Annotated in this window: 10 protein-coding genes; all 10 read right to left on the reverse strand. The window is 57.9% G+C overall.

Features of this window, described 5'->3' with window-relative positions; genetic code table 11:
* Nucleotides 1-108: 108 nt before the first annotated feature.
* The 10 genes from RX717_RS09235 to rpoC all read right to left on the reverse strand — a co-directional run bounded on the left by RX717_RS09235 (nucleotide 109) and on the right by rpoC (nucleotide 12,934).
* Entirely contained in the window at nucleotides 109-1,173 is a 1,065-nt protein-coding gene (locus RX717_RS09235) for a rod shape-determining protein (RefSeq protein ID WP_054327675.1), read from the reverse strand.
* Nucleotides 1,174-1,299: 126 nt separating this feature from the next.
* Nucleotides 1,300-3,549, reverse strand: a complete 2,250-nt coding sequence (gene recD2 / locus RX717_RS09240; RefSeq protein ID WP_107632057.1) for an SF1B family DNA helicase RecD2 — start codon at nucleotides 3,547-3,549, stop codon at nucleotides 1,300-1,302.
* A gap of 24 nt (nucleotides 3,550-3,573) precedes the next feature.
* The gene (locus RX717_RS09245) at nucleotides 3,574-3,873 is read right to left on the reverse strand and encodes a hypothetical protein (RefSeq protein WP_107632056.1); all 300 of its coding nucleotides are present in this window, start codon (nucleotides 3,871-3,873) and stop codon (nucleotides 3,574-3,576) included.
* A gap of 157 nt (nucleotides 3,874-4,030) precedes the next feature.
* Entirely contained in the window at nucleotides 4,031-4,285 is a 255-nt protein-coding gene (locus RX717_RS09250; RefSeq protein ID WP_054327680.1) for a hypothetical protein, read from the reverse strand.
* A 95-nt stretch (nucleotides 4,286-4,380) separates the two neighbouring features.
* A complete protein-coding gene (gene tuf, locus RX717_RS09255) occupies nucleotides 4,381-5,586 on the reverse strand; it encodes an elongation factor Tu (protein WP_054327681.1) in 1,206 nt (401 codons plus the stop codon).
* Between the two features lie 81 nt (nucleotides 5,587-5,667).
* Nucleotides 5,668-7,770, reverse strand: coding sequence for an elongation factor G (gene fusA / locus RX717_RS09260; RefSeq protein ID WP_054327682.1), 2,103 nt, complete (start codon nucleotides 7,768-7,770; stop codon nucleotides 5,668-5,670).
* A gap of 36 nt (nucleotides 7,771-7,806) precedes the next feature.
* A complete protein-coding gene (gene rpsG, locus RX717_RS09265) occupies nucleotides 7,807-8,277 on the reverse strand; it encodes a 30S ribosomal protein S7 (RefSeq protein ID WP_054327683.1) in 471 nt (156 codons plus the stop codon).
* A 191-nt stretch (nucleotides 8,278-8,468) separates the two neighbouring features.
* The gene (rpsL, locus tag RX717_RS09270) at nucleotides 8,469-8,888 is read right to left on the reverse strand and encodes a 30S ribosomal protein S12 (RefSeq protein ID WP_054327684.1); all 420 of its coding nucleotides are present in this window, start codon (nucleotides 8,886-8,888) and stop codon (nucleotides 8,469-8,471) included.
* Nucleotides 8,889-8,955: 67 nt separating this feature from the next.
* Nucleotides 8,956-9,198 carry a ribosomal L7Ae/L30e/S12e/Gadd45 family protein gene (locus tag RX717_RS09275; RefSeq protein WP_054327685.1) on the reverse strand — a complete coding sequence of 81 codons (243 nt, stop codon included), beginning with the start codon at nucleotides 9,196-9,198 and terminating at the stop codon, nucleotides 8,956-8,958.
* Between the two features lie 202 nt (nucleotides 9,199-9,400).
* Nucleotides 9,401-12,934 carry a DNA-directed RNA polymerase subunit beta' gene (gene rpoC, locus RX717_RS09280; protein ID WP_054327686.1) on the reverse strand — a complete coding sequence of 1,178 codons (3,534 nt, stop codon included), beginning with the start codon at nucleotides 12,932-12,934 and terminating at the stop codon, nucleotides 9,401-9,403.
* Between the last annotated feature and the right edge of the window lie 31 nt (nucleotides 12,935-12,965).

The raw sequence follows: 12,965 nt of genomic DNA on the forward strand, positions 1-12,965 counted from the left end.
CAAAAACACCCGTCCAATGGCGGGTGTTTTTTGCCTTGCCTTTACTGGATGCAAGCCTCGGCAACGCTATACTGCTGCGTAGCATATGGACACAGGCTTTGCGCCCGTTTATTGCATCATCTGACGCTGCCGCGAAAGGTTCATCGTTCCATCCTGCATGCCGGACAGGTTCTCCAAGCAGTTGCCCGTGCCGTAAGCGACACAGGAAATCGCTTCATCCGCGATGTGGGTCGGGATGCCGGTCTTGGACGCGACCAGTTTGTCGAAGCCCCAGATCAGCGAACCGCCGCCGGTCATCACGATGCCGTTGGTCGAAATATCGCCGGTCAGCTCAGGCGGCGTCCGCTCGATGACCCAGTGGATCGCCTCGACGATCGACGCGCTGACTTCCTCCAATGCGTCCAGCACCTCGGTCGAGTTGACCGAGAACGTGCGCGGCAGGCCGGTCATCAGGCAGCGCCCCTTGACCTCCATCGATACCTCTTCCGTACGCGGATAAACACAGCCGATGGTCTTTTTGATCTGCTCCGCAGTGCGCTCGCCGATCAGGGCGTTGTGCTTTCGGCGGACATATTTGACGATCGCTTCGTCGAACTTATCGCCCGCAATCTTGATCGAAGTGGATTCCACGATGCCGCCGAGCGAAATAACCGCAACATCGGTCGTACCGCCGCCGATATCGACCACCATGTTGCCGTTGGGCTTTGCAATATCGATGCCCGCGCCAATCGCCGCCGCGACCGGCTCCTCGATCAGGAAAACACGCTTTGCGCCCGCCTGGGTGCCGGCATCGATCACCGCGCGTTCCTCGACCTCGGTGATGATCGAAGGCACGCAAATCACCACGTTGGGCTTAAACAGGCGGAAGCCCTGCACCTTGCGGATAAATTCCTTGATCATGCGCTCGGTCATTTCATAGTCTGAAATCACACCCTCGCGCAGCGGACGGATGGCAATAATGTTGCCCGGTGTGCGGCCCAGCATCTTCTGCGCCTCCGCGCCGACGGACAGGATCTTGCCCGACACCTTATCCACCGCGACAACCGATGGTTCGTTCAGCACCACGCCCTTCCCCTTAACGTAGACCAGAACCGTCGCCGTGCCGAGGTCAATGCCGATATCACTCGAAAAAAGCGAAAACTTTTTCGCTAATGTTTCCAGAAAAGAAGCCATAATCTTCATTCATCCTTTTTGCTCTGTTACCGCCGATTTGCAGTGTTTTTATTATACCCCATACACCAGTCGGTTTTCAAGGCTATTTGCGAAAATATTGTCAAATCGACAACATTTCCCTGCGTTTTATCCGAGAACCGATGCATTCGGCGTCGGTTCCGCGCGCAGACGCGCCTTGAGCGCGCTGTACCTCCTGCCTTTCTGGTTGTTTTCCACCATATAAGCGACTGTATCCGCGCTGCCGACGATCACCAGAAGCTGCCTGGCGCGCGTGATCGCGGTATAAAGGATGTTGCGCGTCAGCAGGCGGCGCGGCAACCCGTCGGACAGCGCCAGTACGACCGCGTCAAACTCGCTGCCCTGCGACTTGTGTACCGTGACCGCATACGCCAGTTCCAGCTCGCCCAGCATATCATAGGTGTAGGTTGCGATGCGGTCGTCAAACCGGATGACCATGCATTCCTGCTGCGGGAATATCTGTAGTATTTCCCCAACATCGCCGTTGAATATGCCGGTCCCCTGCTCCTCGTCCTCCCGACGCTCCCATACGATGTCGTAATTGTTGCGCACCTGCATCACCCGATCCCCCTCGCGGAATATCCAGTCCCCGAAGCGCTTTTCCAACTTGCTTTCCGCAGGTGGATTGAGAGCTTCCTGTAAGCGCCGGTTGAGCGCCACCGTGCCGCTCCCCTGCCGCTTGGCGGGCGACAACACCTGAATCTGCGCAGGGGTAAAGCCGTAATGCTTCGGCAAGCGCGACGCGCAAAGCTGCGCGACCGTTTCGATCACCGCGGACGGCTCGGAGCGCTTGAGGAAGAAGAAGTCTCCGTCCGCGCCGGATGGGACCGGCATTCGGCCCGCATTGACCGCATGCGCATTCATCACGATATCGGATTTCTGCGCCTGCCGGAAAATCTCGGTCAGCCCAATTGTCGGAACACGGTGTGAGCCGATCATATCCCGCAGGAAATTCCCCGGTCCCACCGGCGGGAGCTGGTCCGCGTCACCCACCAGCACCAGCCGCGCCCCATGCGGCAGCGCCTCGACCAACGCCTGCATCAGCGTGATATCCACCATGGATACCTCGTCCAGAATCACCGCGTCGCATTCCAACGGATTCGTCAGGTTACGCGCAAAGGCGGTGCGCCCTCCGGCGGCAAAGCCGGCTTCCAGCAGCCGGTGGATGGTTCTGGCCTCTATACCGGTCAGATCGGATAAGCGTTTGGCCGCCCGTCCGGTTGGGGCCGCGAGCAGCGTGTGCAGTCCCAATGCCTCAAAAACCTGCAGGATGCCGCGCACGGTGGTCGTTTTGCCCGTACCCGGCCCGCCGGTCAGGATCACAAGCCCGCTGCGCGCCGCCACGGAAATGGCCTGCTTCTGCTTTTCCGAATAGGGAAATTCACTGCCCTCCATCAGCGCGCCGAGCAGCTCGTCCACGTCAAAGTCATACAAAAAGCAGCGCTCCGCCATACCGCCCAGCATCTCTGCGAGATAGGCTTCAGCGTCATGGATGCTGCGCAGATAGACCGCGTCCCTGCCCGCAATCTGTTCCCGCACCAGTTTCCCGCGCTCGCTCAGCCGCAGGATGCTCTCCAGCGCCCGCGCCTCATCAAACTCCACATCCTCATCCGACAGCAGCACGCAGACCGTATGGGTCAGCTTTTCCATCGGTATGAACGTATGCCCGTTATCCAGGTTAAACGTCAGGGTATACAGCACGCCCGCGTCTGCCCGTTCGTCCGACAGCAACGACAGCCCCAGCTCCATTGCCAGCCCGTCTGCGATACGGAATTCAACATCATAATACGGATCGCACAGCAGATATGGGTTCTCACACAACGCGTCGATCGCACTGTCATGCAACCGCTTATACAGCAGCGGCGTCAGCGATACCGGCAGGTTATGCTCGCTCAAAAAATCCATCAGCAGGCGCATTTCGCTTTGCTCGATAAACTGCCTGCCGATTTCCCGCGCTTTCTTTTCCGTAATCCCCCTGATCTCAGTCAGGCGGTCGGGAGCATGTGTCAGAACGTCAAAGGTATCTTCCCCAAAGCGCTCCGCGATCCGCGCCGCCAGGCGCTGCCCCACACCGCGAATCAGTCCGGAACCCAAGTATTCGGCGATGCCGCGCACGGACGATGGCAGACGCCGCTCAAACGCTTCTGTGGCGAACTGCTCTCCATAGGAGGGATGTGTAACCCAATAACCGGTCAGGATTACCTGTTCCCCGGGTCCGATATTGGGGAACGTGCCGGTCGCCGTTACCTCCGCCCCCTCTTCGGACGCAAGGCGCAGCACGGCGTAACCGTTTTCCTGATTATAGAAAACGATCTGTTCCACCGTGCCGCGTATCAATACGTATTCTCTTTCGTCCACCCGATATGTTCCTCTACTTCCGTGTCATTCCAAATACATCATGTCCTGCCGCGCCGCCATATGCTTCGCCACATTTTGGCCCTGTCCGCTGCCGATCTCGACGAATGTGATAGACATGCCGGGCAGATACTGCTTACGGATCCGCAGGGCGGTCCGGATCAGCTGCTCGCTCGACGCGTCGCAGCCATCCCCGTACAGCGTCAGCTCCGCCGAGCCGTGCAGCCGCAGCATACGTACAAAAACGATTTCATACACGGTGTGCAAAACGGTATAAAACCCTACCGCAGCAAATACCGCCAGCACAGATTGCCAGAAAACAGACATGGTTTTCCCCTCCTGCTTTCAGCCTATGCCGCGGGCGGGCTTCATGTTACGCGGCGTTATATTAATTGTATCACAAGTCGGCAAAAAAGTAAAATACCGCCGCACAACGGGGGCTGCAGGCTTCGCGTCCGCAGCCCCCGCACCGTCCGTTTGCCCTTTACGTCTCGTGCTCAATGCACCACTCGGTCAGATCCTCGCTGTTCGTGCCGCGCATCGGATGCGCCCGTCCGCAGTTCCGCTCATGCGGCGGCAGCGCCTCCCCCTGCGTCTGAACGTCTTTCTGGCGGTGACAGTTACTGATCTCATGTTCGCTGCTGCGCGCCGCAACGCTCGGTTTGCTCCGCTCCATCCATTCAATATTCTTTTTTGCGGATTCCAGCTGCTGGGCAGAAACCTCATGCTCGTTTTTCATCAAGCATCCCTCCTCACAGCTATTGTGTCGCACGCCCGCACGCTTTAGACAAGAAAAAACTCCCATGCGAAGCATGGGAGTTTAATGATTGCCAATTAGTCGGCGTTGATCTTGGTAACAACGCCCGAACCAACCGTACGGCCACCCTCACGGATAGCGAAACGAAGACCTTCCTCGATCGCGATCGGGGTGATCAGCTCAACGTCCATCTCAACGTTGTCGCCCGGCATGCACATCTCAACGCCCTCCGGCAGAGCGATAACGCCGGTAACGTCAGTGGTGCGGAAGTAGAACTGGGGACGGTAGTTGTTGAAGAACGGAGTATGACGGCCGCCCTCTTCCTTCTTCAGGACGTAAACCTGACCGTGGAACTTGGTGTGCGGATGAATGGAACCCGGCTTCGCCAAAACCTGGCCGCGCTCAATCTCGGTCTTCTGGATGCCGCGGAGCAGCGCGCCGATGTTGTCGCCAGCCTCAGCGTAGTCCAGCAGCTTACGGAACATCTCGATGCCGGTAACAACGGTCTTACGCGGCGCGTCCATCAGGCCGACGATCTCAACTTCCTCGCCCATCTTCAGCTGGCCACGCTCGACACGGCCGGTAGCAACCGTACCACGGCCAGTGATGGAGAATACGTCCTCAACCGGCATGATGAACGGCTTGTCAGCCGCACGGTCCGGCGTCGGGATATAGGAGTCAACAGCATCCATCAGCTCGCGGATGCAAGCGTACTCCGGCGCGTTCGGATCAGTGGAGTCAGAGGTCAGAACGCCCAGCGCGGAACCGCGGATTACCGGAATGTCGTCGCCCGGGAACTCATAGGAGGACAGCAGATCGCGGATCTCCATCTCAACGAGATCGAGCAGCTCCTCGTCGTCAACCTGGTCAACCTTGTTCATGAATACAACGATATACGGAACGCCTACCTGACGAGCAAGCAGGATATGCTCACGGGTCTGCGGCATCGGGCCGTCAGCAGAAGAAACAACCAGGATCGCGCCGTCCATCTGAGCAGCGCCGGTGATCATGTTCTTAACGTAGTCGGCGTGGCCCGGGCAGTCAACGTGCGCATAGTGACGGTTCTTGGTATGGTACTCAACGTGAGCGGTATTGATCGTAATGCCGCGCTCCTTCTCCTCCGGCGCCTTGTCGATGGAGTCGTACGCCTGATACTCAGCCTCGCCCTCGAGAGCCAGAACCTTGGTGATCGCCGCGGTCAGCGTGGTCTTGCCATGGTCAACGTGGCCGATGGTACCGATGTTAACGTGCGGCAGGGAGCGGTCAAATTTTTCCTTTGCCATTGTGGATATCCTCCTCGTAAATTGAATTCATAGTCATGGTGAGTTTATTCTACTGCAAATCACAGAAAAATGCAATAGTTTTTAGTTGTCTTTGTTACGGGTGTCCATAATCTTTTCCTGGATGCTCTTGGGTACTTCCGTGTAATGGCTGGGCTGCATGGTGTATTGGCCACGACCCTGCGTGCTCGAACGCAGCGCGGTCGCATAGCCGAACATCTCGCTCAGCGGAACGGCAGCGGAAATCGCCTGCACACCGCCGCGCGGCTCCATACCCTGAATCTGGCCGCGGCGGGCATTCAGGCCGCCGATGACATCGCCCATATAATCCTCCGGCACCATAACGTCAACCTGCATGATAGGCTCCATCAGAACCGGATCCGCCTTCTTCATCGCTTCCTTGAACGCCATGGAGCCGGCAATCTTGAACGCCATTTCAGAGGAGTCAACCTCGTGGTAGGATCCGTCATACAGGGTAACCTTGACGTCGACTACCGGATAACCCGCCAAGATACCGGCCTGCATCGCACCCTGGATACCCTGGTTGACAGGCTCGATATATTCCTTTGGAATCGCACCGCCGACGATCTTGTTGATGAACTCGTAGCCCTTACCGGACTCGTTCGGTTCAACAATGATCTTGACATGGCCGTACTGGCCCTTACCGCCAGACTGACGCGCATACTTCTGATCTACGTCCGCAGAGCGGCGGATGGTTTCCTTGTAAGCAACCTGCGGCTCGCCGACATTCGCCTCTACCTTGAACTCGCGCAGCAGGCGGTCGACGATGATCTCGAGGTGCAGCTCGCCCATGCCGGCGATGATGGTCTGACCAGTTTCCTCGTCGGTATAGGTCTTGAAAGTCGGATCCTCTTCCGCCAGCTTTGCCAGCGCAATACCCATCTTCTCCTGACCGGCCTTGGTCTTAGGCTCGATCGCAACGCGGATAACCGGCTCTGGGAAGTTCATGGACTCCAGAATGATCGGGTGCTTCTCGTCGCAGAGCGTGTCACCCGTGGTGGTATTCTTAAAGCCGATGCCCGCGGCGATATCGCCTGAATAAACCACATCGATATCCTGACGGTGGTTTGCGTGCATCTGCAGGATGCGGCCCAAGCGCTCGCGCTGGTCCTTGGTCGCATTGAGGACCGAGGAACCCGCAGTGATCGTACCCGAGTAAACGCGGAAGAACGTCAGTCGGCCGACGAACGGGTCGGTCGCAATTTTGAACGCCAGCGCAGAGAACGGCGCCTCATCGGAGGACGGACGGGAATCATCCTCGCCAGTCTTGGGGTTGACGCCCTTGATATCCTCGATGTCGGTCGGCGCCGGCATATAGTCGATAACCGCGTCAAGCAGCATCTGGACGCCTTTGTTGCGGTATGCGGTGCCGCACAGAACGGGAATGATCTGATTGCCAATGGTACCCTTGCGGATTGCAGCCTTGACCTCCGCAGCGGAGATCTCCTCGCCCTCGAGGTACTTCATCATGAGATCCTCGTCAAGCTCGGCAGCGGCTTCCCACAGCGCGTCGTGATACTCCTGCGCCTGATCCATCATATCGGCCGGAATTTCCTCGTCGCGGACATCCTTGCCAAGATCGTCATAGTAAACCTCCGCACGCATGGTCACCAGGTCGATGATGCCGCGGAACGTCTCCTCTACGCCGATCGGAAGCTGGATCGGCACTGCGTTGCACTTGAGTCGGTCCTTCATCATGCTGACAACATTGAAGAAGTCGGCGCCCATGATGTCCATCTTGTTGACGAACGCCATACGCGGCACCTTATAATCATCAGCCTGATGCCAAACCGTTTCGGACTGAGGCTCAACGCCGCCCTTGGCGCAGAAAACAGTGACCGAACCGTCCAGTACGCGCAGAGAGCGCTGCACCTCGATGGTGAAGTCAACGTGGCCCGGGGTGTCGATGATGTTGATACGGTGCTCCGGAAACTGATGCTGGGAGCCCGACCAGTGGCAGGTGGTTGCGGCAGAGGTGATGGTGATGCCGCGCTCCTGCTCCTGTTCCATCCAGTCCATCGTAGCGGTACCGTCGTGGGTATCGCCGATCTTGTGGTTTACACCGGTGTAGTACAGAATACGCTCGGTGGTAGTGGTTTTACCGGCGTCGATGTGCGCCATGATGCCGATATTTCTGGTTCTTTCCAGGGAATATTCTCTAGGCATATTGCTCTCCTTTCAAAGCGTAAAACGGATCGCAGATTAATAGCGGTAGTGCGCGAATGCCTTGTTCGCTTCCGCCATCTTGTGCGTATCCTCACGCTTCTTCACAGCGCCGCCCAGATTGTTGCACGCGTCCATGATCTCGCCGGCCAGGCGCTCGCGCATAGTCTTCTCGCTGCGGGCGCGGGCATACTTGGTAATCCAGCGCAGGCCCAGGGTCTGACGACGCTCCGGACGGACTTCCATCGGCACCTGATAGGTGGCGCCGCCTACACGACGGGCCTTAACTTCGAGCGACGGCATGATGTTCTCCATCGCTTCCGTAAAGACCTCCAGCGGTTCACGTCCGGTTTTCTCACGGACGATATCAAAAGCACCATAAACGACCTTCTGCGAAACGCCTTTCTTGCCGTCCAGCATGATCGAGTTGACCAGCTTGGTGACAAGCTTAGAGTTGTAAAGCGGATCGGGTAGAACGTCTCTCTTCGGGACATTACCTCTTCTTGGCACTTTGCTTCCCTCCTTCAAAAATATTTGATTTCATAGGTACTCCGGCTCAGCACATAGGGCAAGCCGTTGTAATGCCTGTCCGAGGTAATACACCCGTATATGCAATCGGATATAAAACGCCTCAGACAAAGCATGAGAGTGCTTTGCTGAAAAAACTTTAACTTTTCTCGCAAAACGTGTGGGTCGGCAGCTTACTTGCCTGCCTTCGGACGCTTAGCGCCGTACTTGGAACGAGCCTGACGGCGGTTTGCTACGCCCTGGGTATCCAGCGTGCCGCGGATGATGTGGTAGCGGACGCCGGGAAGGTCCTTTACACGGCCGCCGCGAACCATAACGACAGAGTGCTCCTGCAGGTTGTGACCTTCGCCCGGGATGTAAGCGGAAACTTCCATCTGGTTGGTCAGCTTGACACGAGCAACCTTACGAAGCGCGGAGTTCGGCTTCTTCGGCGTCATGGTTTTAACCGTCGTGCAGACGCCACGCTTCTGCGGAGCAGACTGGTCGGTGGCTTTCTTCTTCTGAGAGTTATAGCCTACCTGAAGAGCCGGCGCCGTAGATTTGTAAACGACTGCCTCGCGCCCCTTACGGACGAGTTGGTTAAAAGTTGGCATTTTATTTCCTCCTTCTTTCAAAAGTATTTATGAAAAACGCGCGCCGCGCGTATTCCATCAAACAGCATCATCGCAGGACTGTGACGACCGCAGCACCGACATCGATGCCCGCCGCGTCCCCCAGCTCCGCCATGGTGGTGATTTCCGTGATCCTGGTATCCGTCTCGCTGCAAAGCTCGTAAATGGGACCTACCACGCGTTTTTCCGCGTCCAGCGCAACATAGACCTCAGCCGCCGCGCCGTCCCGAATCGCCTTTTTCGACTGCTTCACACCGATGACCTTGTGCGCCGTGCGAAGTTCTGAAAGCATACTAACCCTCCTATACGGCATACTTCATTAGTATAATTGCTTTCCGGCATGAAGTCAAGCATTTTTACAGAGATTTTTCACCATTTCTGCCATAATATGCGTTTGCTACATCGTTTATAGCGAAAAAATGCGCCACTGACCGTAAAAACAAGGGAACGCCTTTCAGCATTCCCCTGTTTTGCAGAATTTATACTTTTCCGATTCAGCCGAGATCGACCGTCTGCTCGTAATGTCCGTCGCAGTATTCGGTCATGCCGGAGCCTGCCGGAATCAGCTTGCCGATGATGACGTTTTCTTTCAGGCCCATCAGCGGGTCTACCTTACCCTTGATCGCGGCGTCGGTCAGCACGCGGGTTGTTTCCTGGAACGACGCGGCGGACATCCAGGAGTCGGTCGCCAGCGACGCCTTGGTAATACCCATGAGCGTCGGCTCGGCCACCGCCAGGCGGAGACCCTCCTCGCCCGCGTCGATACGGTCCTGCACCTTCTGGTTATAGTCCTCAAACTCAAGCAGATCCATTACCGAGCCGGGCAGCACCTCTGCGTCGCCCGCGTCCTCGACGCGCACCTTGCGCATCATCTGACGCACGATGACTTCGATATGCTTGTCGTTGATATCAACGCCCTGCTGGCGGTAAACCTTCTGCACTTCCTTGATCTCATAGTCATGCACTGCACGCGGATCGAGGATGCGCAGGATATCATGCGGGTTGAGCGAACCTTCGTTGAGCTGGAAGCCCTGCTCGACCTCCTGCCCATCGGTCACACGGATGCCGGAAGACGACGCGAGCTGGTAAGAACGCATATCGCCTGTTTCCGAATTGACGATGTTGACTGTCTTGACCGTGGTGCGCTTGGACTCCTCAATGGTGATGACGCCGCTGATCTCCGCAAGGGTTGCGGCCTTCTTGGGCTTGCGTGCCTCGAACAGCTCTTCAACACGCGGAAGACCCTGCGTGATATCCGAGCCGGCAACGCCGCCGGTGTGGAACGTACGCATGGTGAGCTGGGTACCCGGCTCGCCGATGGACTGCGCGGCGATGATGCCGACCGCCTCGCCCTTGCCGACCGGCGTACCCATCGCCAGATTCATGCCATAGCAGTGCGAGCAGACACCCTTGCGCGCGCGGCATTCGAGGACCGAGCGGATCTGTACGCGGGTGATACCGGCCGCGATGATCGCGTCCGCGTCCGCATCGTTCATCATCTTGCTCTTGGGTACGATCAACGCGCCTGTTGCCGGATCGCAGATATCGTCGACCGGATACCGGCCGAGCAGACGCTCGCGCAGCGGCTCGATGACCTGATTGCCTTCCTTAATATCCTCTACCCAGATGCCCTTGGCCGCGCCGCAGTCCTCCTCACGGATGATCACGTCCTGGGAAACGTCTACCAGGCGGCGGGTCAGGTAACCGGAGTCCGCAGTACGCAGCGCGGTATCTGCCAGACCTTTACGCGCGCCGCGCGCAGAAATGAAGTATTCCAAAACCGAGAGACCCTCGCGGAAGTTGGACTTGATCGGAATCTCAATCGTCTTACCCGAGGTGGACGCCATCAGGCCGCGCATACCGGCGAGCTGGCGGATCTGGTTGATCGAACCACGCGCGCCAGAATCGGCCATCATGTGGATCGGGTTGAAGCGCTGCTCGCGCATGTTTTCCTGCAGCTTGGCGGTAACCTTTTTGGTCGTGGATTCCCACTCGGCGACCGTCAGGCGGTAGCGCTCGTCGTCCGTGATAAAACCGCGCTTGTATTTTTTATCGATCTTGGCGACCTGCTGCTCGGATTCATGGATCAGGGTCGCCTTGTCGTCCGGCACCAGCATATCGGCCACCGCAACGGTCAGCGCGCCCTTGGTCGAATATTTGTAGCCCATCGCCTTGATTGAGTCGAGAACCTCGGCCGTTACATTGAAGCCATGCACATGGATGCACTTGTCAATGATCTTGCCCAGCTCTTTTTTGCCGCAGGTGAACATGATCTCCAGATCGAATTTCTTGTCCGGATCCGAGCGGTCGACAAAGCCGAGGTCCTGCGGAATGCGCTCGTTGAAGATCAGGCGGCCCGGCGTCGCGTCCACAATGCGGCTCTCCATCTTGCCGTTGATCTCCTTGGTCACGCGCACCTTGATCGGCGCGTGGATGCCGACAACGCCCTCCGCATAAGCCATCAGCGCTTCATCGGCGTCGCGGAACACCTTGCCGGTACCCGGCTCGGTATCGCGGTCGATGGTCAGGTAATAGGAGCCCAGCACCATATCCTGCGACGGTACGGTGACCGGCTTGCCGTCCTGCGGCTTGAGAAGGTTGTTGGCGGACAACATAAGAAGGCGCGCCTCGGCCTGCGCTTCTGCGGACAGCGGCACATGCACCGCCATCTGGTCGCCATCAAAGTCCGCGTTGAACGCCGTACAGACGAGCGGATGCAGACGGATGGCGCGGCCCTCGACCAGCACCGGCTCGAACGCCTGGATGCCCAAGCGGTGCAGCGTCGGCGCGCGGTTGAGCATGACCGGGTGACCCTTGATGATACCGGCGAGCACATCCCAAACCTCGGGCTTGGCGCGCTCGACCATCTTCTTGGCGGATTTGATATTGGACGCCGTTCCGTCCTCCACCAGCTTTTTCATTACAAACGGCTTGAACAGCTCAAGCGCCATCTCTTTGGGCAGGCCGCACTGGTAAATCTTCAGATCCGGACCGACAACGATAACCGAACGGCCGGAGTAGTCGACGCGCTTGCCGAGCAGGTTCTGGCGGAAGCGGCCCTGCTTGCCCTTGAGCATGTCGGACAGGCTCTTGAGCGCACGGTTGTTCGGGCCAGTGACCGGCCGGCCGCGGCGGCCATTGTCGATCAGCGCATCCACCGCCTCCTGAAGCATGCGCTTCTCATTGCGCACGATGATATCGGGCGCGCCCAGCTCCAGCAGGCGCTTTAAGCGGTTGTTGCGGTTGATGACGCGGCGGTACAGGTCGTTGAGGTCCGAGGTCGCGAAGCGGCCGCCGTCGAGCTGCACCATGGGGCGGATCTCCGGCGGGATGACCGGAACCACGTCCATGATCATCCATTCCGGACGGTTGTGAGACAGCCGGAACGACTCTACGACCTCCAGACGCTTGATGATGCGCAGGCGTTTCTGTCCGGAGGATTCGCGCAGTTCCGCGGTCAGCTCCTTGGAGAGCTGGTCGAGATCCAGCTCCTGCAGCAGTTCCTTGATCGCCTCCGCGCCCATGCCGGCGCGGAAATCGTCCTCATACTTTTCGCGCATGTCGCGGTACTCCGCCTCGTTTAGGATCTGCTTTTTCATCAGCGGGGTATCGCCCGGATCGATCACAATATAGTTGGCAAAGTACAGGACCTTTTCCAGCACGCGCGGGCTGATATCCAGGATCAGACCCATGCGGGACGGGATGCCCTTGAAGTACCAGATGTGCGAGACGGGCGCGGCCAGCTCAATATGGCCCATGCGCTCGCGGCGGACCTTGGCGCGCGTGACCTCGACGCCGCATTTGTCGCAGATCTTTCCCTTGAAGCGGACTTTCTTATATTTGCCGCAGTGGCACTCCCAATCCTTCGTGGGGCCAAAGATGCGCTCGCAGAACAGGCCGTCCTTTTCCGGCTTGAGCGTGCGGTAGTTAATGGTTTCGGGTTTTTTGACTTCACCATACGACCACTCGCGGATCAGGTCGGGCGAGGCCAGGCCGATCTTGATGGCGTTAAACGTATGATATCCCATATATTTTCAGATGCTCCTTCCCAATTCACAG

It is taken from the genome of Intestinibacillus sp. NTUH-41-i26, from assembly GCF_032769475.1.
In the GTDB taxonomy this organism is placed as follows: Bacteria; Bacillota; Clostridia; order Oscillospirales; family Butyricicoccaceae; genus Agathobaculum; species Agathobaculum ammoniilyticum.

Coding starts and splice junctions, on each gene's coding strand:
- rpoC (WP_054327686.1), bottom strand. CDS start 12,934: ATGGGATATCATACGTTTAACGCCATCAAGATCGGCCTGGCCTCGCCC.
- RX717_RS09275 (WP_054327685.1), bottom strand. CDS start 9,198: ATGCTTTCAGAACTTCGCACGGCGCACAAGGTCATCGGTGTGAAGCAG.
- RX717_RS09250 (WP_054327680.1), bottom strand. CDS start 4,285: ATGAAAAACGAGCATGAGGTTTCTGCCCAGCAGCTGGAATCCGCAAAA.
- RX717_RS09245 (WP_107632056.1), bottom strand. CDS start 3,873: ATGTCTGTTTTCTGGCAATCTGTGCTGGCGGTATTTGCTGCGGTAGGG.
- RX717_RS09235 (WP_054327675.1), bottom strand. CDS start 1,173: ATGGCTTCTTTTCTGGAAACATTAGCGAAAAAGTTTTCGCTTTTTTCG.
- tuf (WP_054327681.1), bottom strand. CDS start 5,586: ATGGCAAAGGAAAAATTTGACCGCTCCCTGCCGCACGTTAACATCGGT.
- fusA (WP_054327682.1), bottom strand. CDS start 7,770: ATGCCTAGAGAATATTCCCTGGAAAGAACCAGAAATATCGGCATCATG.
- rpsL (WP_054327684.1), bottom strand. CDS start 8,888: ATGCCAACTTTTAACCAACTCGTCCGTAAGGGGCGCGAGGCAGTCGTT.